At 60.2% G+C, this 21111-nt stretch carries 17 protein-coding genes; 5 read left to right on the top strand and 12 right to left on the bottom strand.

Annotated features, from left to right (window positions below):
* The 8 genes from E1748_RS29860 to rfbB form a co-directional block, all read right to left on the bottom strand.
* Entirely contained in the window at window positions 1–2739 is a 2739-nt protein-coding gene (locus E1748_RS29860) for a glycosyltransferase (RefSeq protein ID WP_133650910.1), read from the bottom strand.
* 145 nt (window positions 2740–2884) lie between these two features.
* Window positions 2885–3637, bottom strand: a complete 753-nt coding sequence (locus tag E1748_RS29855; RefSeq protein ID WP_133650909.1) for an ABC transporter ATP-binding protein — start codon at window positions 3635–3637, stop codon at window positions 2885–2887.
* Window positions 3638–3647: 10 nt separating this feature from the next.
* On the bottom strand, window positions 3648–4430 hold the full coding sequence (locus tag E1748_RS29850) for an ABC transporter permease (protein ID WP_133650908.1): 783 nt from the start codon (window positions 4428–4430) through the stop codon (window positions 3648–3650).
* Window positions 4431–4481: 51 nt separating this feature from the next.
* On the bottom strand, window positions 4482–5390 hold the full coding sequence (locus E1748_RS29845; RefSeq protein ID WP_133650907.1) for a glycosyltransferase family 2 protein: 909 nt from the start codon (window positions 5388–5390) through the stop codon (window positions 4482–4484).
* Window positions 5391–5394: 4 nt separating this feature from the next.
* Entirely contained in the window at window positions 5395–6279 is an 885-nt protein-coding gene (gene rfbD / locus E1748_RS29840) for a dTDP-4-dehydrorhamnose reductase (protein WP_133650906.1), read from the bottom strand.
* Window positions 6280–6286: 7 nt separating this feature from the next.
* Window positions 6287–6838, bottom strand: coding sequence for a dTDP-4-dehydrorhamnose 3,5-epimerase (gene rfbC, locus E1748_RS29835; protein WP_133650905.1), 552 nt, complete (start codon window positions 6836–6838; stop codon window positions 6287–6289).
* The gene (gene rfbA, locus E1748_RS29830) at window positions 6823–7716 is read right to left on the bottom strand and encodes a glucose-1-phosphate thymidylyltransferase RfbA (RefSeq protein WP_133650904.1); all 894 of its coding nucleotides are present in this window, start codon (window positions 7714–7716) and stop codon (window positions 6823–6825) included. The genes rfbC and rfbA overlap by 16 nt, the downstream gene beginning before the upstream one ends.
* 10 nt (window positions 7717–7726) lie before the next feature.
* Window positions 7727–8788: a dTDP-glucose 4,6-dehydratase gene (gene rfbB / locus E1748_RS29825; protein ID WP_133650903.1), complete on the bottom strand. Its 1062-nt coding sequence runs from the start codon at window positions 8786–8788 to the stop codon at window positions 7727–7729.
* A 397-nt stretch (window positions 8789–9185) separates the two neighbouring features.
* On the opposite strand from rfbB, the gene E1748_RS29820 reads away from it, so the two are divergent.
* Window positions 9186–10046 (top strand): symmetrical bis(5'-nucleosyl)-tetraphosphatase, encoded by an 861-nt coding sequence (locus tag E1748_RS29820; RefSeq protein WP_133650902.1) that lies wholly within the window; start codon window positions 9186–9188, stop codon window positions 10044–10046.
* A gap of 100 nt (window positions 10047–10146) precedes the next feature.
* Here the strand turns inward: E1748_RS29820 and E1748_RS29815 are convergent, their stop codons facing one another.
* From E1748_RS29815 to E1748_RS29805, 3 genes are all read right to left on the bottom strand, one after another.
* Complete coding sequence (locus tag E1748_RS29815; protein WP_133650901.1) at window positions 10147–11610, bottom strand: mannose-1-phosphate guanylyltransferase/mannose-6-phosphate isomerase; 1464 nt, start codon at window positions 11608–11610, stop codon at window positions 10147–10149.
* Window positions 11611–11700: 90 nt separating this feature from the next.
* The gene (locus E1748_RS29810) at window positions 11701–12936 is read right to left on the bottom strand and encodes a sulfotransferase family protein (protein WP_133650900.1); all 1236 of its coding nucleotides are present in this window, start codon (window positions 12934–12936) and stop codon (window positions 11701–11703) included.
* A gap of 332 nt (window positions 12937–13268) precedes the next feature.
* Complete coding sequence (locus E1748_RS29805; protein WP_240766857.1) at window positions 13269–14972, bottom strand: hypothetical protein; 1704 nt, start codon at window positions 14970–14972, stop codon at window positions 13269–13271.
* A gap of 730 nt (window positions 14973–15702) precedes the next feature.
* Between E1748_RS29805 and E1748_RS29800 the strand changes: the two genes are divergently transcribed.
* Genes E1748_RS29800 through E1748_RS29785 form a run of 4 tightly spaced genes read left to right on the top strand, consistent with a single transcriptional unit; the run spans window position 15703 to window position 20433 of the window.
* Window positions 15703–16548, top strand: coding sequence for a glycosyltransferase family protein (locus tag E1748_RS29800; protein ID WP_133650898.1), 846 nt, complete (start codon window positions 15703–15705; stop codon window positions 16546–16548).
* Window positions 16545–17501 carry an NAD-dependent epimerase/dehydratase family protein gene (locus E1748_RS29795; protein ID WP_133650897.1) on the top strand — a complete coding sequence of 319 codons (957 nt, stop codon included), beginning with the start codon at window positions 16545–16547 and terminating at the stop codon, window positions 17499–17501. Before E1748_RS29800 ends, E1748_RS29795 begins: the two co-directional genes overlap by 4 nt.
* A gap of 15 nt (window positions 17502–17516) precedes the next feature.
* Window positions 17517–18542 carry an MraY family glycosyltransferase gene (locus tag E1748_RS29790; protein ID WP_133650896.1) on the top strand — a complete coding sequence of 342 codons (1026 nt, stop codon included), beginning with the start codon at window positions 17517–17519 and terminating at the stop codon, window positions 18540–18542.
* Window positions 18543–18555: 13 nt separating this feature from the next.
* Window positions 18556–20433, top strand: a complete 1878-nt coding sequence (locus E1748_RS29785) for a polysaccharide biosynthesis protein (protein WP_133650895.1) — start codon at window positions 18556–18558, stop codon at window positions 20431–20433.
* Between the two features lie 6 nt (window positions 20434–20439).
* On the opposite strand, the gene cysC is transcribed toward E1748_RS29785, so the two are convergent.
* The gene (gene cysC, locus E1748_RS29780; RefSeq protein ID WP_133650894.1) at window positions 20440–21003 is read right to left on the bottom strand and encodes an adenylyl-sulfate kinase; all 564 of its coding nucleotides are present in this window, start codon (window positions 21001–21003) and stop codon (window positions 20440–20442) included.
* Window positions 21004–21111: the final 108 nt, after the last annotated feature.

Below are 21111 nucleotides of genomic sequence, written 5' to 3'. Positions count from 1 at the left end.
TCAGGGCTTTACCGTCACCGCGGCTTCTGCTTCTACCCGGGAATGCGACGCGACTTGCGCGAGCAGGTCATGTAGTTCCCGCGCCTGTTCGTCGAACAGCCGGATTTGCTTAGCGTGCGGATTGCGATAGCCGTCGAGGCGCTGTGGATTCTGCAGGAGTGCGTCGATTGCTGCCGCGAGCGCGGTCCCGTCGTCGTTCAGCGGAATGATCTCGCCGTTCTCGCCAGCGACGATATCTTCGATCACTCCGCCTGCATCTGTCGCAATCACCCAGACGTCTCGAATCAGCGCTTCGCGTACTGTCAGGCCGAAGCTTTCCTTCCACTGCGTCGGGAAAAGCAGCACGTCGACGTTTTCGAAAAAGTCGTCGATCGTTTCCTGCGTGTAAGCGCGCGAGATCTTCAATGTGCCGGGGATTTTCCAGGCTGCGGGATCGATCGAAGGAAATCCGACATTGAGCGTATTGTCCACGACGTGTAGCTCGTAGTTTCGATGCTGGAGCCTTCGAAACGCGTCCCTGATCAGATGCGCGCCCTTGATTTCGGTTTCCCCGCCGACGTAGCCGAAGCGCAGTGGTCGATCGCGCAGCGACGCGTGATGGACCTGCGCGCGAGGAGGCAAGATGCCGTTCTTATTGACAGAGATGCGCTCGCCGTCGAAGCCATTGTCGACGTAGAGCTGCTTGAAGAACTCGCTAGGCGAGATCAGTAGGGCCGCCGATTGCAGAATCTCGCGTAGCCGCGACTGACGATAGGTGTTTAGGTGTGCATTATCGACGCACACTGAACAGACGGCGAGATCGATCTTGCGCTGGTTGCAGTACCGGTTTTCTCCGGTCACCATGAATTGACGACCGCAGATCCACCACGCGTCATGCAACGTCACGACGAACGGGATGCCTTCGTCGTTGCAGACTTCGGCGATTTGCGCGCCGATGCCTTGCACGCTATGTAGATGCACGACGTCAGGCCGCGACGCCCGAAGGGCTTCCCGGAATGCCTTGCTTGCATGCGGGTTCTCGAAATCGAGCTGCGGATTCTTTTCGACGGGAAGCCCCATCGCAAAGACGCTGCCGGCAGTGGATTCGTACCGGACGAGATCGTATGCAGGAACCTGGTTCACCGGCAGGGTTGTGAACACGACATACTCTAGATCGCCGGTACTGTTCAGGCGCCGCGCCATTTCCTCGATGATTATCGTCGCGCCGCCGAAGCTGCGCGGTGCGAAAAGGATGTTCGCGCCAAGTACACGCAGGCGTTGCTTTTCGCGCCTGTAGGGCGCCAGCATCGGTGCGATCTGTGTGTTTGCGATCGTGTGAGGTGAGTAGTCGATCGTGACGTGTGCGTACGCGCGTTCCGCTACCTCACGTCGCAGGGTTGAGTCGTCGACGAGAGCAAGCAGGGCATTTTCCCAGGACTTTTCATCAGAGGCGAGATAACCCGTGTGCCCATCTTTGATTGCGGTCTCGAAAGCGGCTGCGGGCGAGCACACCGACGGAAGGCCGACGATCGATGCTTCAAGGTATTTGATGTTGGACTTCGCGTCGTTGAAGACGCTAGGCTCGAGCGGTGCGATGTTGATATCGCATTCGCCGACGCGCTTCAGGTATGTCGCATAATTGGACAGTGGAAGCCGTTCGATTTGCCGGTTCAGTTCGCTATAGTCGGCAGGCAGATTCAACTCGCCGATGACGCGCAGGCGAACCTCAGGCCGCGCCTTCAACACCCGTGCGATGGCGGTTGACGCAACGCGAAAGTCTGCGTCGTGTGTCTTCGTGCCCGAGCCGTACACGATGCGCACCAGGCCATCGAGCTGCTTGGGTGTGCGATTGACTCTGCGGGCGGTGCGCACGGTCTCTTCGTCGAGCGCATTCTCGATGACGAGTACGTCCTTGATGCCTGCTTCCCGCATTGCCTCTGCTAGCCCAGACGTCGATGCGATCGTCCGCTCGCACGCGAGCATTGCATTTCGGTACAACGGGATGCCGGCGAGTACGTTCCTTCGCATTTCCGGATCGAGGTCCTCCAGATTGGAGTTCTTTACATACTTGTCGATGTCAAAAATGAGATCGTCGACTTCCCAGAATGTGGCGAGTCCCAGCGCTTTTGCTTCGGCGATGATCTGCATCGGCACGGGATATCCGGGTACCCGGTAAAAGATCGCAACGGAGTGGGTTTGCAGCAACGAACGGCACTTCTCGGTTTCGGTCCAGCTGACCACCGTGCAGTCGACGCCGAGATCCTTGATCATTCGCTGCTTTTGCGTCACGCGGTACTTCAGGCATTGCGGAATGCTCGTCTCGGCGACGATCAGTACGCGGAGCGCGAGAAGATCCAGAGCCGGTTTCGCTGGCGGCAATTCGTACAAGGCTACGGAAGCGCCTCCACGCAGCGCGCGCATTAACTTCCGGATCCCGTGGCGTCGAGGAGCCGTTGCAATTTTCTGCAGCGTCGCACGCCACCCTTCCTCGCGGATCGAGTTGGCCAGGACCGCTCTTGCGAATCGAATCCTTCCGAGAATCCTCCGCAATCTGGGCAGTGCCGCAATCGCGGAGCGCAGCGGTGCAGTGAGTCGCCACGATGTCGACGCGCGCAACGCGGCGAGATCCTCGCGTGCCTCGGTGAGCTGCTTCTGTGCGACGCGCAGCGCCTCCTGCTCATCGCCGAGCTCTTCGGTTAATGCGTCGATCTGGTCCTGCAACTCTGCAGCGGACAGGGCATCGTCCTCGACCGGGGGCAATCCTGGCGGCTTCTCGTCGGCGTTACTTATTTTCTACTCCAGTGCGGCAGTGTGCCGTCGCGCAATCTTGATCAGTGGAATGGCGGTGCTGCACGCGACCTTCTTCGAGGCTGGCGCAGCGTCGCGAAACAATGATGGGGCGGAGCTATCCGTTGACGTGCTGCTCGTAGCCCGCCACGACCTCTTCGACCGGTCCGAACGCGCGCACGTGGCCGCGGTCCATCCAGAGCGCCTTGTTACACACCTTGCGGATTTCCGGGTTCGAGTGCATCGCCAGGACGACGATCTCGGCCCGGCTGTGCAAATCCGCGAGACGTTCTTCGGCCTTGTGCATGAATGACGCGTCGCCGACGCCCATCACTTCGTCGAGAAGCAGGATTTCGGCGTCGACCGCGGTCGATACCGCGAAAGCCAGCCGCACACGCATCCCGCTCGAATAGGTTCGGATGGGCAGGTCGAGATAATCGCCGAGCTCGGAGAAGTCGGAGATCTCCTGTTGCTTGGTGCGAATTTCGTCGTCAGTCATGCCGAGCAGCAGCCCGCGTAGCCGGATGTTCTGCAGCCCCGTCGAGTTCTCATCCATCCCGAGGCTGATGTCCAGCAATGGGACGACCTTGCCTTCGCGTTCCACGGTACCGGCAGTAGGCGTATAGATGCCGGCCAGCGTTCTCAGAAGCGTCGATTTGCCGGCGCCGTTGTGGCCGATGAGACCGATCCGGTCGCCGCTGTCGAAGCGCAGGTCGATGTTGTCCAGCGCGCGCACGACCACGACGCCGTCGTTGTCTTCTGCAATCGTGTTGCGGCGGCCCATACGCAGGACTTTCTTCTTCAGCGATCGCCCCTGGATGTCGTAGATGGGCAGATCGAGCGTCGCACCCTTCAGTTCGATGAATGCCATGTAGTGCTCCTCAAACCCAGTACGGAATACGTTTCAAATAGCGCCCAGTCAGTGCGAGCGCGATCGGCCATCCGATCAGGGCCATGCCGATCGTCACGCTCCATGTCAGTGTGCTGGGGATCTCGCCTGTCAGCGGGCCGCGCACGACGTCGATGAGATAGGCGAGCGGATTCAGTTTGACGATGAACGCGAAGCGGTTCAGCGATGTCGGTCGATAGATGATCGGCGTGACGTAGAAGGCGATCTGGATGAGCGCACCGATGATCTGCGGCAGATCGCGGAAGCGAGCCGACAGCAGAGCCGCGAGCATCGCGATCCACATCGCGTTCAGCAGATAAATGACGAGCCCTGGAATGAATAGCGGCAGAGCCTCCCAGTTCTTGATGCCGAATATCGCGAGCAGCAGCACCACGATGACGACGTTATGAGCGAGCACGACGACGTTGCGCCAGACCACCTGCAGCACATAGATCAGCTTCGGGGTGGCTGCCTGCCGGATGTAGGTACCGCTATTGATGTACGCGAGGCTGCCTTCCTGGATGGTCTGCGCGAACATGGTCCACATCACGAGGCTGGTCGAGAGGAACGGAAGATAGTCGCTCATCTTCTGTCCGAACAGCGTGCCGTAGACGACGCCGATCGACGCGATCATGACACCCATGCTGATCGTCAGCCAGAACGGGCCGACACGGGAGCGTGCATAGCGCTGGCGGATTTCCAGCCATCCGAGCAGTGTCCACAGCCGCCACGAGGCGACGCTTTCTTTCAGGTCGGCAAATGCAAGATTGAACATGCGAAGGTCAAGTATGTAATTTAATTTGGTCTGGATACGGATGCGTCGTGTCTAGCCACGCTGCAATGCACCCAGTCTCCCCGTCAGCCCGTGCCAGATGCCGAGCATAGACATGCGCACATGATCCATGCGCGGCGTCATGAACAGGCCGTAGATCGCGAGCCGGAACGGCAATTTCACCAGCTCCGTCGATTTCCAGCTCCACGGAATATAGTCGCGTCCAATCAATGCGATCGCGTTGCGAAACAGATAGTAGTGACGCAGTGCGCTGTGGCTGGGATACGCGCGGCCGAAAACGGAAACCGGTTCGCCTCCGAGCTGATGCGCTAGCCGCAGCGTCGGGACGCCCAGTACAGCGTAACCTTTTGCACGTGCCCTCACGCACCATTCCAGATCGACGAAGTCGATGAACAGCTTGTCATCCATCGGGCCGATGTCCTGCCATACGGCCAGATTAATGCACGACCCCGAACTGATCAGGAAATCCACTTCCAGCGGAGCCGTCCCGTCGGGGCGGATGCGACGCAGTCGCAGGTAACCGAAACGCACAAACGGCGCGACACCGCCGAGTCGACCGTCTTCGTAGGCGGGACCGACGAGCGCGACGCGACGTCCGCGGTCGAGTTCATCCTGCAAGGTACGCGGCAGACCGTCGAGCAGTTGCGTCGACGGCTCGCTGTCCTGATCGAAGAGCAGGGCGCTCGTACAGTCGAAACCGATCAGTCGCTCGACACCCTGATTGATTGCGGTTGCAATGCCGAGGTTCTGACCATTCGCGACGTAGTTGATCCGCAGGTCGAGGCCCAGCGCGGCGGCTTCGCGCACCTGCTCCGTGTTGTCGATGACGACACACGGGCCGATTGCTGCGAGCCGGTTGGCGCGCCGAATACATGACTCGTCGGGCCGATAGAAGACAACGACCGTTCCGGTCTTTCCGCGAGTGGCGGCGGTGACGTCCATTTATTCAGTCGCTCAGGCAGAGCCGCAACGCGTCGTCCCAGGCCGGCGGATAGAGTCCGAACGTTTTCGACAGTTTGTCCAGCGCCATTCTCGAGTTGCCGGGACGCTTTGCCGGTACCGGGTACTCGCTGGAGGGGATCGGCAGCACCGTCGGTGCCCGTTCCGCCATCGCGACGCGGAAGATTTCCTCCGCAAACCCGTGCCATGACGTCGAGCCTGCTGCCGTCAGGTGGTACACGCCCGAACGCTCGCGCCACCAGTCTGTACTTTCGGCCCCGATGCCCTGCGCGACGATATGTGCGGTCGTAGTCGCGATTGTCTCGGCCCATGTGGGCGCGCCGATCTGATCTGCGACGACCTTCAACTCAGGACGCTCCGCGCCGAGTTTCAGCATCGTGAGCAGGAAGTTCTTGCCGCGCCGACCGTAGACCCAGCTTGTGCGCAGAATCAGATGCGCGCAACCCGTTGCCGCTATCTTCTGTTCGCCGGCCAGCTTGGATGCGCCATAGACGTTCTGAGGATTCGTCGCGTCGGTTTCGACGTACGGTCCGGCTTTCGTGCCGTCGAATACGTAGTCGGTCGAATAGTGGATCAACGCCGCACCGCTTTTCGCGGCTTCTTCCGCGAGCACGCCGGGCGCATCGGCGTTGATACGCATGGCCGAGTCCGCATCGGATTCTGCCTTGTCGACCGCCGTATAGGCGGCCGGATTGACGATCACCGACGGTTTCAGCTCACGCACCACGTCGCGAACGCGCGAGAGATCCGACAGGTCGAGCCCCGCGCGATCGAGCGCAACGACGCGTCCGAGTCCCTGCAGGCTGCGCGCAAGCGCGAACCCGACCTGCCCGTTGACGCCAGTGACGAGAATCGTCGCTTGCTTGCTCATCGTCACCTCAGGCAAAAACTTCGGCTTCGCTCAGGCGCTTGCCCGCGGCGTCCTTGGCCGCGACGAGCGGCTCGCCCTCGATCGGCCACTCGATGCCGATTTCCGGATCGTTCCAGACGATGCTGCGCTCGAACTCGGGGTACCAGTAGTCGGTGGTCTTGTATAGAAATTCCGCGGAGTCGCTCAGCACGACGAAGCCGTGCGCGAAGCCTTCGGGAACCCAGAGTTGCCGCTTGTTTTCTGCCGAGAGATGCACGCCGACCCACTTGCCGAAGTTGGGCGAATGCTTGCGGACGTCGACCGCAACGTCGAACACCTCACCTTCCACCACGCGCACGAGTTTGCCCTGGGCGTGCTGGATCTGGTAATGCAGCCCGCGCAGTACACCTTTGGCCGAACGCGAATGATTGTCCTGAACGAACACTGCGTGCGGCTCGACGAGCTCGGCGAATTCGCGCCCGTTGAAGCTCTCGAAGAAGAAGCCGCGCGCGTCGCCGAACACTTTCGGCTCGATGAGCTTGACTTCGGGGAGTGCTGTAGAGGTTACCTGGATGGCCATGCCACTTGATCCGTAATGAGATTCTTGAGGTACTGGCCGTAACCGTTCTTCGCGAGCGGTGCAGCCAGTTTCTCCAGTTGCTGTGCGTCGATCCAGTGGCGCCGGTAGGCAATTTCTTCAGGACACGCGACCACGAGTCCCTGCCGCTTCTGCAGCGTCGCGATGAACGTTGCCGCTTCGATCAGCGAGTCGTGGGTACCCGTATCGAGCCACGCATAGCCGCGGCCCATGATCTCGACGTTCAGGCTGCCCTGTTTCAGGTACATCGAATTCACGTCGGTGATTTCGAGTTCACCGCGCGCCGACGGTTTGATATCGGCCGCGATGTCGCACACCTGGTTGTCGTAGAAGTAGAGACCCGTCACCGCGTAGTTGGACCGCGGTTTGGCCGGCTTTTCTTCGATCGACACCGCACGAAACGACCGGTCGAATTCGACCACGCCGTAACGCTCCGGATCGTGCACGTGATACGCGAATACGGTTGCCCCGGCTTCCTGCGCGTGGGCACGCTCGAGCTGCTTCGCGAGGTCGTGGCCGTAGAAAATGTTGTCGCCGAGGATCAGCGCGGAAGGATCATTGCCGACGAAGTGCCGGCCGATGATGAACGCCTGCGCGAGCCCATCTGGCGACGGTTGAACCTCGTACTGGATGTTCATTCCCCACTGACTGCCGTCGCCGAGCATCGACTCGAAACGTGGCGTGTCCTGCGGGGTCGAGATGATCAGCACGTCGCGAATGTTCGCCACCATCAGCGTGGACAGCGGGTAGTAGATCATCGGCTTGTCGTAGACCGGCAACAACTGCTTGGATACGACGTGTGTGATCGGATAAAGCCGTGTGCCGGAACCGCCGGCAAGAATGATGCCCTTGCGTGCCATGGCCTCGTCCTTACGTGCGTTGAGCGTAATTCGTTTCGACCCACTTCCGGTATTCACCGGAGGCGACTTCGTCCACCCATTCCTGACTGTCGAGATACCAACGCACCGTCTTCGCGAGACCGGTCTCGAACGTTTCCGCCGGCTTCCAGCCAAGCTCGCGCTCGAGTTTGCGCGCATCGATTGCATAGCGCCTGTCGTGACCCGGGCGGTCCGTCACATAAGTGATCTGGTCGCGATAGGAACCGGCCGCTCTGGGCCGCAGTTCGTCGAGGAGATCGCATAGCGTATGGACGACGTCGAGATTCTTCTTCTCGTTCCAGCCGCCGATGTTGTAGGTTTCGCCGGGCATACCGCGCGCGAGCACTTCGCGGATCGCGCTGCAGTGGTCGCCGACATACAGCCAGTCGCGCACATTCTGACCGTCGCCGTAGACGGGCAATGGCTTGCCGCCGAGTGCGTTGGCGATCATGAGCGGGATAAGCTTCTCGGGAAACTGATACGGGCCGTAGTTGTTCGAGCAGTTGGTGGTCAGCGTGGGCAGGCCATAGGTGTGATGGTATGCGCGCACGAGATGGTCGGATCCCGCCTTTGTCGCGGAATACGGGCTGTTCGGTGCATAGGGCGTGGTTTCGGAGAACTGCGGGTCGCTAGCGCCGAGCGAACCGAACACTTCGTCCGTCGACACGTGCAGAAAGCGAAAGGCGGCCCTGTCGACGTCGTTCAATGCGCTCCAGTAGCTGCGCACAGCCTCGAGCAGCGTGAAGGTACCTACGACATTCGTCTGGACAAAATCGGCGGGGCCATGAATGGAGCGGTCGACGTGGCTTTCTGCGGCGAAATGCAGTACCGCTCGCGGCTTGTGTTCCGCGAACAGTGAATCGAGCGCTGTCCGGTCGCAGATGTCGATCCGCGCGAACACATGCTTCGCGTTGCCCTGCAGCGACTTGAGCGTGCCAAGGTTGCCTGCATAGGTGAGCTTGTCGACGTTCAGGACCGTCTCGTCCGATTGCCGCAGCCAGTCAAGCACGAAGTTAGCGCCGATAAAACCAGCGCCGCCCGTTACCAGGATCATGGAATTCCTTTTGGATGTTCAGGATGAGTCAAGCGCGAATGGCCGCGTTTGACGTTGAAAGCATTTCGCAAAAGCTGTTCGGACGATGAGCGGATATGCACCGGCGATCATGGGCCGTGCGATCGGACGCCCTTTTCCCGACGCCGTAATTATACGGCCCCATTGGGGGAAAGCCACCTTCCTAACATCTTGATACGCCGGGTAAATCCCTTTGCACATCCGCGTCGTGAGTGATGCGCGCACATGCTTGAGTGTCGAAACGATGATCATCCCGCGTGCTTCAACGCGCTTCGCCGCCCTTTTCTGTCGCGGCGATGTCGCGCCGCAGCGCGTGTGGTAACGTCGCTACAAACCGACGTCTGCTTAACGACACATCCGACCCTCCGCCGCGAACTCCATGACCGCCTCAAATGTCCTCCGCGACCCGCATGTCCCGCTTGCCTTTGGAGATCTTCAGGGGTGCCGCGCCTCGTTTCAACAACTTCTTGCGAAAGCTGCACCGGCCCCGGGCACACCGCTGTGGTTTGCCGGCGACATTATTAATCGTGGCGCTGAATCGCTCGAGACGCTGCGCGACGTCATCAAGCTCGGTGACCGCGCGGTGACAGTGCTGGGCAATCACGATCTGCATCTGCTATCGGTGTCCGCTGGCATTCGCCGCGCGAAGAAGGGCGACACGATCGACGAAATTCTCGCGGCCCCCGACGCCGAAGAGCTGCTGCACTGGGTGCGGCATCGGCCCATCGCGCATTTCGAGAGTGGGATGCTGCTGGTGCACGCCGGCGTGCTGCCGCAATGGGATGTCGATCTGACGCTGGAGCTTGCCGATGAACTCCAGCGCGCGTTGCGTAGCGCAGACTGGAAGGAAACACTGGCGGGGTTGTACGGAAACGAGCCGAATCGCTGGGCCCCGGATCTCAAAGGCATTGATCGACTGCGCATCACGTGCAGCGCGCTGACGCGGATGCGCTTCTGCGATACGCGTGGGACGATGGATTTCACATCGAGCGGCGGCCGGGATTCCGCGCCACCGGGTTACATGCCATGGTTCGACGTGCCTGAGCGCAAGACGTCCGGCATCACCGTGGTGTTCGGTCATTGGGCTGCACTGGGGCTGACGATTCGCGACAATCTCGTCGGGCTCGATTCCGGCTGCGTGTGGGGCAATCAACTTACCGCGGTCACGCTTACGCCTTCGCCGGGTGAGCGCATCGTTACACAGGTGGAATGCGGCGATTGCAAGGCGCGTGTGAAATAGCAACGGACAGGCGTGCCGTACTGTTATGCAGTGCGGCACGCCTGTCTGGTTTCGCTTTTCGGTCGGGGTGTGATGTGACGAATTTGCGTGCTACCAGTGTTCACTTAACAGCAATGGAGCCCTGACCAGCCCGGCCGTAGATATCCTCGAACCGCACGATGTCGTCTTCACCGAGATACTCGCCGCATTGCACTTCGATCAGGATGAGATCCACGACACCCGGGTTCACCAGGCGATGCTTGTGCCCGGCAGGGATGTATGTGGATTCGTTCGGCTGCAGCGAGATGATCTGATCGCCGTTTACGATCTCCGCGCATCCGCGCACCACGATCCAGTGTTCACTGCGGTGATGATGCAGTTGCAGTGATAGCGAAGCGCCTGGCTTCACGACGATTCGCTTGATCTTGAAGCGATCGCCTTCCTCGAGGACCGTGTAGGTTCCCCACGGGCGATGCACCGTGCGGTGCAGGCGATAGGCATCGTGGTTCGCGCGCTTCAGGTTGCCGACAATGTGTTTGACGTCCTGCGTACGGTCGCGCGCGACGACGAGGAGTGCATCGGGGGTGTCGACTACCATGACATCGTTGACGCCGACCATGCCGACGAGGCGCTCGTCGCTGCGCACGAAGCAATTGTGCGCGTCATACAGTTCGGCGCTGCCATGCACCCTGTTGCCGTGTTCGTCGGCCGGTGTCAGGTCGCTGATCGATAGCCATGAGCCGATGTCGTTCCAGCCGATTTCGCACGGGACGACACTGACGATACTCGACCGTTCCATTACGGCATAATCGATCGAGATGTTTTCGGCGTTGCGGAATTGCGCTGCGTTCAGCTCGAGGACGAATGAATTGTCCGACGTGCTTTGCGTTGCGCTTCGAACGGCCTCGGCGACGGGCTCTGCCACGCCGGGTGCATGAACCCCAAGCTCGGCCAGGATCGTCTCCGCGGAGAAGCAGAACATGCCGGCGTTCCAGAGATGCCGGCCGTCTGCGACGAGCTGTTGCGCAACGTCGAGTTCGGGTTTTTCGACAAAGCGAACGACGGGATGGACGCCCGGCGCATCACTCGTGCCTTCGTTGTATTCGATGTAGCCGTAGCCGGTCTCGGGTTTGTCGGGGCGGATTCCGAAGGTGACGATGCGGCCCTGTTGCGCGGCTTCGAGTGCCTGTTCGACTGCACTCCAGAATGCCCCCTCGTCCTGCACTAACTGGTCCGCAGGCATGACGAGCATGAGCGCATCGCTACCGTGCCGGTCCCTGATGACTTCCGCCGCGACACCGATCGCTGCTGCGGTATTGCGCGCGACGGGCTCCAGCACGAAGCCGAGAGAGGGCGGTTCGGCGCCGATTTCCGCGCACTCGTCCTTGGTCAGGAAATAGGTTTCGCGATTGGTGACGATGATGATTTCCCTCACGCCGGCGAGTCGCGATGCCCGCAGAAAAGTCTTCTGCAAAAGACTTTCCCCATCGGCGAGTCTCAGCAGCGGCTTCGGAAAGGTCTCTCGGGAAACGGGCCACAGGCGTGTGCCTGCACCCCCGCAGATGATGACTGGGATGAGATTCATAGATCACTCGTATATGGCGTGCAGAAGTCGACGCAGTGAGCGATTTTAGCGGAATTCGATAGGGGAACCTTCGTTCCCCATGTGTTGCCGTCAGTATTTACGGCCGGAGGAGATGAGTTTTCGCGCCGCGCGAAGCGGCGCGGTGAGTCGCCAGGACGTTGAGCGCTGCATGGCCGATACGATATGAGTTGCCTGCTCCAGCGCGTTATGAGCGGCAACCGCATCGTTCTGGATCGATTGCATCCGGTCAGCCATCGATCCAATCGTTTCCCTGCATTGCCGGATCTCGACATGCAACTGCTCTGCCTGAGCGTAAAGGCGGGTCGTGGTATCGAGCGACTCGCGGGTCTGGGCCTCGCTTTCGTGCAGAGCGTGCTGTAGTTCCTCGACACGCTGTCTGTAGCCGGCGGTTTCCGTGCTCAATTGCGAGTGCTGCTGCTCGAGGCGCCACTCGTGTCGCAGGATGGGCTCGAGGTCGTCGAGAAAACGCTGCGACTCGGCGAGTACCATTTCCGGAATCGGCGCGTGCATTTCGTCGACGACCGACGCGGTCGTTTGCATGGCCTGGAAGAGACTGCTTACCTGCCGTGGTGCTGAACGCACGACGTCGAGATCACCCGCTTCGAAGCGCGAATGCTGCAGTTGGCTGTCGAGGAATTCGCTCTGAAAATCACTGAACCGCTGTGCATCGATAGGCAACTCGAGCAGTTGCGAAATGCGCTCGAGTTCGCTGCGAGGGGATGCCATTACGCGGTCGTAGTCGACCAGAGCTCGCTGCGAGTCGTTCGTCGCGGCGAGCGCAGGGACCATATGCGCGAGCCATAACAGGAAAGACTTCTCCCGGGCGAAGTGATCCCGTTTTTCAAGCGACAGCGCGACACTGATCGGATTGCGAATGGTGACCACATAAACGACGCGCACGGCAATTCTGTCGAATACCGGTTGCCAGAATGGAAGGAGTCGGGTGATGCGTGGATCTTTGAGCGCGAAAATACGGCCTCGACATTTACCGCGAAGTATTTCGATTGCGCGGGTTTGCAGCGCATCGAGTTGCGGTTTTTCGATTTTCTCGAGTTCGATCGGCGCGAGGCTGTGCCAGTCAGTGCCGGCCGCGGACATGACGTCGACATTCAACGAATAGACATCCAGATCCTCAAAGAAGCCTTTGTCATTCACACCGGGCACCGGTGGCATCAGGTTGTCGCCGAATTCCGCGCCCATGACCTCCATGGCTCGGGTAATGGCACTCGTGCCGCTGCGGTGCATGCCCAACACGACGATGAGGACGCTTTTATCTGGCTCTGCCAATTTTGTGGGGGATTCCATGGGCTTTTTTTGCACTGGTCAACGGTGAACATGCACGACATGTCATACCCACCTCGCCGAAAGTATGGCGGCGAATTTTACTGATTGCAGTGCAGCCCCAAGCGCTCTGTAATATTCAATAATGTAAATTGCGTTTCGCTCTATATATTGGTCTCGGTGGGTCCGCCGATTAGATTCCGCATATCGCGCTTTTTTGCCTGAATGCCGCCTATTCAGTCCGTGTTTTTAGAAAGCAATTGCCTATGGTCGCGATTCCCCCGTCTGTAATGTGCCGTAATTTAGTGAGGCCGAAGATGGCCGGTTTGCGTACGGCGGGGGCTCGCTCGCATCGCTCATCGGGGGTGTAGCCGGCACCATTGATACGGGAACGTCCCCTGGCCGATATGCGCGAAATAGAGTTTGCACGATTGCGGGTCGATATCGAATCCGTGCTTCGAGAGTAAAGGCGTCGCTGCTTCTACGGCCTGCCGGTTCCCGGCGGTCGTGTCCTTGACGTCGTCGGCTCGCAGATCGAGGCGGCAATACCGGCCATCGACAGGTGCTGTCGGACGAACGACGCTCGCATGGAGGTGGAGGCGATCCACAGTCCGTTCGATGGCATCGCAGCCGCTTTTCATCGACGTCAGGCCAAGCACGTCGACGATCCTGTTCATGCTCGCCACGTTGTCGATGCGCCAGTTGTATTTGCCGTCGAGTATCGCAAACGTCGGGCCGCCGCGCTGTCTGACGATCTCGTGCAATCGCGCCTCAAATGACGGCGTGTCCGGGAAGTTGGCTTCTATCTGTGCGAACGCGACTGTGGAAGGGAAGAAGGTCGTGAGCCATCCCCACGGAGGATCCCCCCCGACGAGAATCCCTGTTGTTTTCGACGGCTCGTCGAGATGGGGCGTGTCTGCGCGAAATGCCTGCCGTGCCCACTTCTCATGTCCCCACGTCTGAACTCCTCCGGCTACGACGAGCAGCGTGCACGCGGACAAGATACAGACTGAGAGCCGGCGCGCTCGCGTGTACGACATCATGGCCGTCAGCAGAACATATAGCACCAGGGGTGCCAGCGTCTCGATTGGTACGATGTAGCGATAGATGCTGAAGACACGCATCCAGAGCAAATAGCCGAGCGCGACAAAAGCAACCACAAGCCCGGCTTGCTTAGGCATCGATGCAATGTGCCGTTTTGTTACGCGGCGCCACGCACCGATCAAAACCCACGCGAAAAAGGCCATGTACACCACGGGCCAGATCATCTGATGAAGCGTTGCCTGCCCGACACGCTTTGAATCGAGCGAGAAGACGAACGGCCAGAAGATCCATTCCATCGCGCTACGCGGCAGCCACGATTGATCGGATATGCCGACCGGCGGCGTAAGTGGATTAGGGAACAGCGAACTGAATTGCGGGAACAGCGGATTGCCGAACGTATGCCACATCGTCCATATCCAGTATCCGCTGGTCAGCGCGAGTCCCATCGTGATCCCGATGCCATACACGAAGCCGAGGCGAATCCTGTGAATGAGCGTGCCGGGGTAGAACAGCAGCGCAACGCACAGGGCCGCGCCGTACACGACATTGGTCAGTTTCAGTCCGACCGCGAATCCTCCGAGTAAACCTGCCGCGAAGAGGATCGCAATGCTCCGCCACGAACGGCTTCCAAGTTCTTGCCAGCGCTTGAGCAGAAGCGCGAGCGAACTGAGCGTGAAGAGCGCAGTTGTATCGTCGCCCATGCTGTTCCCAAGGCCCGACAGGAAATTCGCAGTGAGCACACCGGCGAGCGCGAGCAGCAACGGAACACGAAGACGATCTTCTTCGGGAAGCTCGGGTAGTGATGAGCGGGCGATGGACAGTATCGCGACGAAGTTCAATCCATGCACGAAGCCCAGCAGAAATCCGACGAGTGGGGCAGGAAGCGTTGCGTTGGCAGCGAAGTAAACGACGTCGAGGACCGGATTGAAATACGTCTGAATACCCGCAGGCGCGAGGTCGGTGTGGAGCTTCCCGTTGAGGAATGCGTACGCGTTGTAAAGGTGATAATTAAACATGTCCCAGTTCCGGTCCTGGCCAAGCAGGACCGACCAGAGACCGAACAGGACGGGTATGCAGATGCAGGCCCACGTAATCGTACGAGGGCTATTGAGATCGATCGATTTGAGGCGATGCTGCCGTGGCGACTGCGGGATTGATGGTGTAGTCATGTTGGTCTTGTCAGTTCGACATACGGCGGCGTATCCGTCTTCGCGCTATCGCGAAATTGGACGCGTTGTCGGAGCATGCGTGAACACGTTGCTTCTCGCCCGGTTGGCAGCGGGCGTTGGCTCGTCTGCGGACTGTTTTTGCGATGCGGCGGACGGCCTGTGGCATTGGAGCGCAGAAACAGAAGTACCCCTGCCAAAAAGGCGGAGAAGTCAAGCAGGCCTGCCACCAGGTCGACAGCAAGTGGTCGCGAGATTCGATCAAGCTGTAACGGAAGGTAAGGGGGAGCCTTGCATCCCGCCGAAACGGCATCTGCGCCGCGTTCGGGCCGCGCTAAACGCGACCGGTATGGCGGCGCTACTTTACTATCGCCCGCCAGGCCATACAACCCGACCGCGTGAAAGTGACTGAATTTTTGCCCTTTCTCGCGTTGTATCGCAGCTGCGCTCGACGGGGTCCTTGTCAGCCGTAACAAAAAGCAAACTGGCTTGCCGAAAACCGGAATTTTGAGCAAACTTCGGAACTGCTGCGGCCCTAAAACGATCAAGTGTCGTCCACAAGACACGCCGTTTCCAATCTATGAATTCCATGCGCGAGCCGCGTTCCGAGGTCGAGGGACTGTCGATATCCATCGTTGTATATCGGCCGGATTTCGCATTGCTGCAAAGCACGCTTCAAGGCATCGTCGGCGCGTGCGACGCGCTCCGTGCCGTGCGTCCCACTTTTGCTCTTCACCTCTCGGTCGTTGACAACGGCGGTCTGCCGGATGTCACGGAACTGCTCGAGATTTTACGTACTCGGGGTGTTGTGTGTGAGGTGCTCAGTGGACACGGTAATGTCGGTTACGGACGAGGGCACAATCTCGCGATCGAACGCTCAGTGAGCTCATTTCATCTGGTGTTGAACCCCGACATCGAGCTGGATCCGCAGGCGCTCGTGAATGCGACAGGTTTCATGGAGGCGCATCCGGAAGCGGGGTTGCTGGCGCCGCGCGTCGGCGACGATGCGGGGCAGTTGCAGTATCTCTGTCGCCGGTTTCCGACACTCGTCGATCTGTTTGTGCGCGGTTTCCTGCCGACGGGCATCCGTCGACTATTCGCGCGACGCCTCGCGCGTTATGAGATGCAGGACGTGATCAACGAGCGCGATATCGTGTGGGATCCACCGATCATCAGCGGCTGCTTCATGCTGTTCAGGACGAAGGCGCTGAAAGCACTCGCGGGCTTCGATGCGCGCTACTTCCTCTACTTCGAGGACTACGACCTGAGCTTGCGCGCGCACGACGTGACGCGCGTGGCCTACGTCCCGCTCGTGCGCGCGCTGCATCACGGCGGAGGCGCGGCACGTAAAGGAAGCGCGCATATCCGGATGTTCGTCTCGTCGGCGTACAAGTTTTTCAACCGCTTCGGCTGGAAGTGGCTATGAGTCGAATGCTGGTCACGGGTGCAAATGGTTTCGTCGGGCGGGCTGCATGCGATTTGCTGGTCGCTGAGGGGCATCAAGTGACGGGATTGGTCAGGCGGACGGAAGGTTGCATCGCCGGTGTCGACAAGTGGATTGATGCGAGTCGCGATTTTTCCGACGTCGAACGCACCTGGCCCGCGTCCTTCGTGCCCGATTGCGTTGTGCATCTCGCTGCCCGTGTCCATGTGATGGATGCCGGGGCCCGCAATGCCGACGAGGCGTTCCGCGAGACCAACGTCGACGGCACGCTGAGGATTGCACAGGCAGCCGCACGTCGCGGCGCAGGCCGCTTTGTGTTCGTGAGCAGTATCAAGGCGGTCGCCGAAAGCGACGCCGGTCACGCGGTAACGGAAGTCGATCCGCCAGCGCCGCACGACGCTTATGGCCGTTCGAAGCTGGCTGCTGAGCAGGCGCTGATGCGCTACGGCGCAGAGTCGGGGATGGAGATCGTGATCGTGCGTCCGCCACTTGTTTACGGTCCAGGCGTGCGGGCGAATTTTCTGCGGCTGATGGACGCGGTATGGAAGGGGGTGCCGTTGCCGCTCGCCTCGATCGATGCACGCCGCAGTCTCGTCTACGTCGGTAACCTCGCGGACGCGCTGCTGCATTGCGCGACCGACCCACGTGCGGCCCGCCAATGTTTTCACGTTTGCGATGGTGACGATCCGACTGTAGCCGGATTGGTACGGTCGCTGGCGATGCATCTGCAACGGCCGGCGCGGCTGTGGCCTGTGCCGCCGACCTGGCTGCGCGCGGCTGGAAAGCTGACGGGCCGCACTACGCAGATCGAGCGGCTGGTCGGCAGTCTGCGGGTAGACGGCAGCCGCATCGAGCGCGCATTGGACTGGCGGCCGCCGTTTTCCATACAGGACGGGCTTGCTGCAACGGCCCGCTGGTATCGATCGACACACTAAGGATCGGGATCGTCAATGTTGTTTGAAGGTGTCTCTGTGGGGATTCTGAATCGGGTGCTGGCAGTGGCAGCCGGTGCCGGCTGCGCGAGCGGACTGATCCTGCTCGTGCTGTTGCGAACGGGTCTTGCATGGCGTCTCGCGACGGATGTCCCGAACGATCGTTCTCTGCACGTTCAGCCGACCCCACGGGTGGGCGGATGGGGCATCATCCCGGCCGTTGCAGTTGCGATGGCAGTTCTGACACCCACCCTGCGAATGGCTGCGCTGGCGGTCGTTTTTCTGGCACTGGTGTCGCAGGTCGACGACCGGCGCGGCCTCCCTGCGCGCGCGCGGTTTCTTGCGCATCTCATTGCGACCGTCGGTTTCGTGGTGCTGTTTCCTGCCGCGGCGCCGCTCTGGGTGCTCGCGATCCTTGCATTTTTGATGATCTGGATGGTCAATCTTTACAACTTCATGGACGGGGCGGATGGCCTTGCCGGCGGCATGGCACTGATCGGTTTCGGCGGCTACGCGATCGCTGCGCTCATCAGCACGAGCCCGATGCCGGAACTTGCCATTGCGTCGGCGGCGGTGGCCGGCGCAGCACTCGGCTTCCTGTTCTTCAATTTTCATCCGGCGCGCGTGTTTCTCGGCGATGCGGGCTCGATCTCTCTGGGCTTCCTCGCGGGCGCCCTTGGCTACTGGGGCTGGCGCGGCGGCGTGTGGCCAGTCTGGTTTCCCGTGCTGGCGTTTTCGCCGTTCATTACCGATGCGTCGATTACGCTTGCCCGACGTCTGTTGCGCGGCGAAAAATTCTGGCAAGCGCATCGCGAGCACTACTATCAACGTATGGTGCGCTCCGGGATAGGCCATGCCGGAACCGCGCTTGTCTGGTACGCGGTAATGGCGCTTGGTATGATGCTTGCTGTCGTTGCTCTTGGCTGGCCTGTTCCCGCGCAATGGTGTGTCGTCGTCGGGTGGCTCGCGGTGTTGTGCGTGCTGGGAAGACTCGTGGACCTGCGGTGGCGTCGCTTCGAAGCGACGCTATCTGGACAATCTTGAAGGTTTCGCGTCGATGCTAAAAACCAAAGCAACGTATCTTTCGTTCAGTGCATTCCTGTTCGATCTCTGCGCAGTCGCCGGCGCGTGGCTGGCCGCCTACATCATCCGTTTCAACGGAACCGTGCCGGAAGAATTCTGGCACGGCGCGATGCACTCGCTCGCGTGGATACTTCCGACCTACGCCGTCATGTTCCGCATCTTCGGTTTGTACCGGGGAATGTGGGTGTTCGCGAGCCTGCCCGATTTGATGCGCATCTCGAAGGCCATTATGTCGGGCGCGCTGATCGCAATGGTCGCGTCAGCGATGGTTCAGCCGATGCCCATCGTTCCGCGCTCTGTGTTGATCGTCTCGCCGCTGCTGCTGTTCCTTGCAATGGGCGGTTCGCGCGCGCTCTACCGCGCAACCAAGGAGTTCTATCTGTATGGCGGCCTCGTCGCGAAAGGCAAGCCGGTGGTCGTACTCGGTGCTGGGACGGCAGGCGCGAGCCTCGCGCGCGAGCTGTCGCGTTCCAGCGAATGGCGGCTTGTCGGGCTGCTCGACGACGATGTCGCGAAACACGGTCGCGAAATATACGGCTACAAGGTGCTCGGCTCGATTAGCGAACTGCCACGGCTCGCCGAATCTCTGAAGACGGAGTACGCGATCATCGCGATTCCGTCGGCGTCGGTCGAGACGCAGCGCCGCGTCGCCACGCTTTGCGTGCGTGCGGGCGTCAAGGCGATGGTCTTGCCGGCGCTCACTGAGATCACGCAGGGTCAGGCGTTCCTTTCTCGCGTCCGGCACATCGATCTCGAAGACCTGCTCGGCCGCGAGCCAATCAAGATCGATACGCCACATGTCGAGGCGCTGCTGCGCAACCGCGTCGTGATGATCACGGGCGCGGGTGGCTCGATCGGCTCCGAACTATGTCGCCAGATCATGCGCTTCGAGCCGGCGCAACTGATCGCCTATGACCTGTCCGAGTTCGCGATGTACCGGCTCATCGAGGAACTGCACGAGCGTTTCCCGAATATGTCCGTGGTGCCGGTGATTGGCGATGCGAAAGATTCCTTGTTGCTCGACCAGGTGCTGTCGCGCCACACGCCGTACATCCTGTTTCATGCGGCAGCCTACAAGCATGTGCCGTTGATGGAGGAGCAGAACGCGTGGCAGGCGGTGCGCAACAACGTGCTCGGTACCTATCGCGTGGCGCGTGCGGCGATCCGTCATCAGGTGAAGCACTTCGTGCTGATTTCCACGGACAAGGCGGTCAATCCGACCAACGTGATGGGTGCGAGCAAGCGTCTTGCCGAAATGGCATGTCAGGCACTGCAGCAAACCAGTACGACCACACAGTTCGAAACCGTGCGTTTCGGCAATGTGCTCGGCAGTGCCGGCAGTGTCATCCCGAAGTTTCAGCAGCAGATCGCGAAGGGCGGTCCCGTGACGGTGACGCACCCCGAGATCACGCGGTTCTTCATGACCATTCCGGAAGCGTCGCAACTTGTGTTGCAGGCGTCGAGCATGGGGCAGGGTGGTGAGATTTTCATTCTCGACATGGGGCAGCCGGTCAAGATCGTCGATCTCGCAAGAGACCTGATTCGCCTTTATGGATTTACCGAAGAACAGATCCGGATCGTATTCACGGGTCTGCGGCCGGGCGAGAAACTGTACGAAGAACTGCTCGCGGACGAAGAAACCACGATGCGCACGCCCCACCCGAAACTGCGGATCGCACAGGCTCGCGGCGTGCCGGACAATCTGCTCGACGAGTTGCTGCCGTGGCTGATGCAACACCGCGTCCCGGGCGACGCCGAAGTGCGGCGCGACCTGCGTCGCTGGGTACCTGAATATCAACCGATGCTTGCGCCGGTATTGAAGAGTGTCGAAACCGCCGCGCGGGTTCAGTGAAACCCGTTATTGGGCTACCGGCTGTCGACGGGACGGTGTGAGTGCGTCGATTAGCGTATTCACACATTCGTCGATCCCTTGATTCGACGTGTCGATAGTGACATCGGCGCCGGCAGGCGGCTCGTAATCAGCAGATACGCCGGTGAAGCCGGGCAATTGCCCTAGCTGGGCCTGTGCGTACATTCCCTTCGGGTCGCGCTGCCGACAGGTGGCAAGGGGCGTTGCGACAAACACCTCGAGAAAATCCGACCCAATAATCGAGCGAGCAAGTTGACGCTGTTGTACGAGCGGGGAGATTGTCGCGACCACGACCGTGTGACCCTCCCGCTGGAAGAGCCGGGCGACGTGTGCGAGTCGTCTCACGTTTTCGGTTCGATCTGCTTCGGAGAAGCCGAGGTCAGAGCAGAGCCCTTTCCGTAGCGTGTCGCCATCCAGCACGATCGCGTGACGATGGGCGTCGTGCAATCTCGCTGCCATCGCGTTGGCAAGCGTTGTTTTGCCTGCGCCCGGCAGCCCCGTCATCCAGACGACCGATGTGGTTGTCTTCGGGATATCGTGGGTAGCGTTCATCAGTGGAGCCTCGTATGCAGTGGCACCGAGTCTAGCGTTAGCTCACTGAAAAGTTGTCACCGACGTTTACAGTCGATTGCATTTGCAACACGTCTGTCATCCGCGTGA

The sequence above is a fragment of the Paraburkholderia flava genome, from assembly GCF_004359985.1.
Taxonomy (GTDB): Bacteria; Pseudomonadota; Gammaproteobacteria; order Burkholderiales; family Burkholderiaceae; genus Paraburkholderia; species Paraburkholderia flava.
Note: the sequence above shows the minus strand (reverse complement) of the source record. Positions and strands in the feature narration are given on the sequence as shown.

What these genes read in the sequence shown, in the direction of transcription:
- E1748_RS29815 (WP_133650901.1), bottom strand. Translation starts at nt 11,610, where the DNA reads ATGAATCTCATCCCAGTCATCATCTGCGGGGGTGCAGGCACACGCCTG.
- E1748_RS29855 (WP_133650909.1), bottom strand. Translation starts at nt 3,637, where the DNA reads ATGGCATTCATCGAACTGAAGGGTGCGACGCTCGATCTGCCCATCTAC.
- E1748_RS29810 (WP_133650900.1), bottom strand. Translation starts at nt 12,936, where the DNA reads ATGGAATCCCCCACAAAATTGGCAGAGCCAGATAAAAGCGTCCTCATC.
- cysC (WP_133650894.1), bottom strand. Translation starts at nt 21,003, where the DNA reads ATGAACGCTACCCACGATATCCCGAAGACAACCACATCGGTCGTCTGG.
- E1748_RS29795 (WP_133650897.1), top strand. Translation starts at nt 16,545, where the DNA reads ATGAGTCGAATGCTGGTCACGGGTGCAAATGGTTTCGTCGGGCGGGCT.
- rfbD (WP_133650906.1), bottom strand. Translation starts at nt 6,279, where the DNA reads ATGAGCAAGCAAGCGACGATTCTCGTCACTGGCGTCAACGGGCAGGTC.
- E1748_RS29800 (WP_133650898.1), top strand. Translation starts at nt 15,703, where the DNA reads ATGAATTCCATGCGCGAGCCGCGTTCCGAGGTCGAGGGACTGTCGATA.
- E1748_RS29790 (WP_133650896.1), top strand. Translation starts at nt 17,517, where the DNA reads ATGTTGTTTGAAGGTGTCTCTGTGGGGATTCTGAATCGGGTGCTGGCA.
- E1748_RS29850 (WP_133650908.1), bottom strand. Translation starts at nt 4,430, where the DNA reads ATGTTCAATCTTGCATTTGCCGACCTGAAAGAAAGCGTCGCCTCGTGG.
- rfbC (WP_133650905.1), bottom strand. Translation starts at nt 6,838, where the DNA reads ATGGCCATCCAGGTAACCTCTACAGCACTCCCCGAAGTCAAGCTCATC.
- E1748_RS29785 (WP_133650895.1), top strand. Translation starts at nt 18,556, where the DNA reads ATGCTAAAAACCAAAGCAACGTATCTTTCGTTCAGTGCATTCCTGTTC.
- rfbA (WP_133650904.1), bottom strand. Translation starts at nt 7,716, where the DNA reads ATGGCACGCAAGGGCATCATTCTTGCCGGCGGTTCCGGCACACGGCTT.
- rfbB (WP_133650903.1), bottom strand. Translation starts at nt 8,788, where the DNA reads ATGATCCTGGTAACGGGCGGCGCTGGTTTTATCGGCGCTAACTTCGTG.
- E1748_RS29845 (WP_133650907.1), bottom strand. Translation starts at nt 5,390, where the DNA reads ATGGACGTCACCGCCGCCACTCGCGGAAAGACCGGAACGGTCGTTGTC.
- E1748_RS29820 (WP_133650902.1), top strand. Translation starts at nt 9,186, where the DNA reads ATGACCGCCTCAAATGTCCTCCGCGACCCGCATGTCCCGCTTGCCTTT.
- E1748_RS29805 (WP_240766857.1), bottom strand. Translation starts at nt 14,972, where the DNA reads ATGTTTAATTATCACCTTTACAACGCGTACGCATTCCTCAACGGGAAG.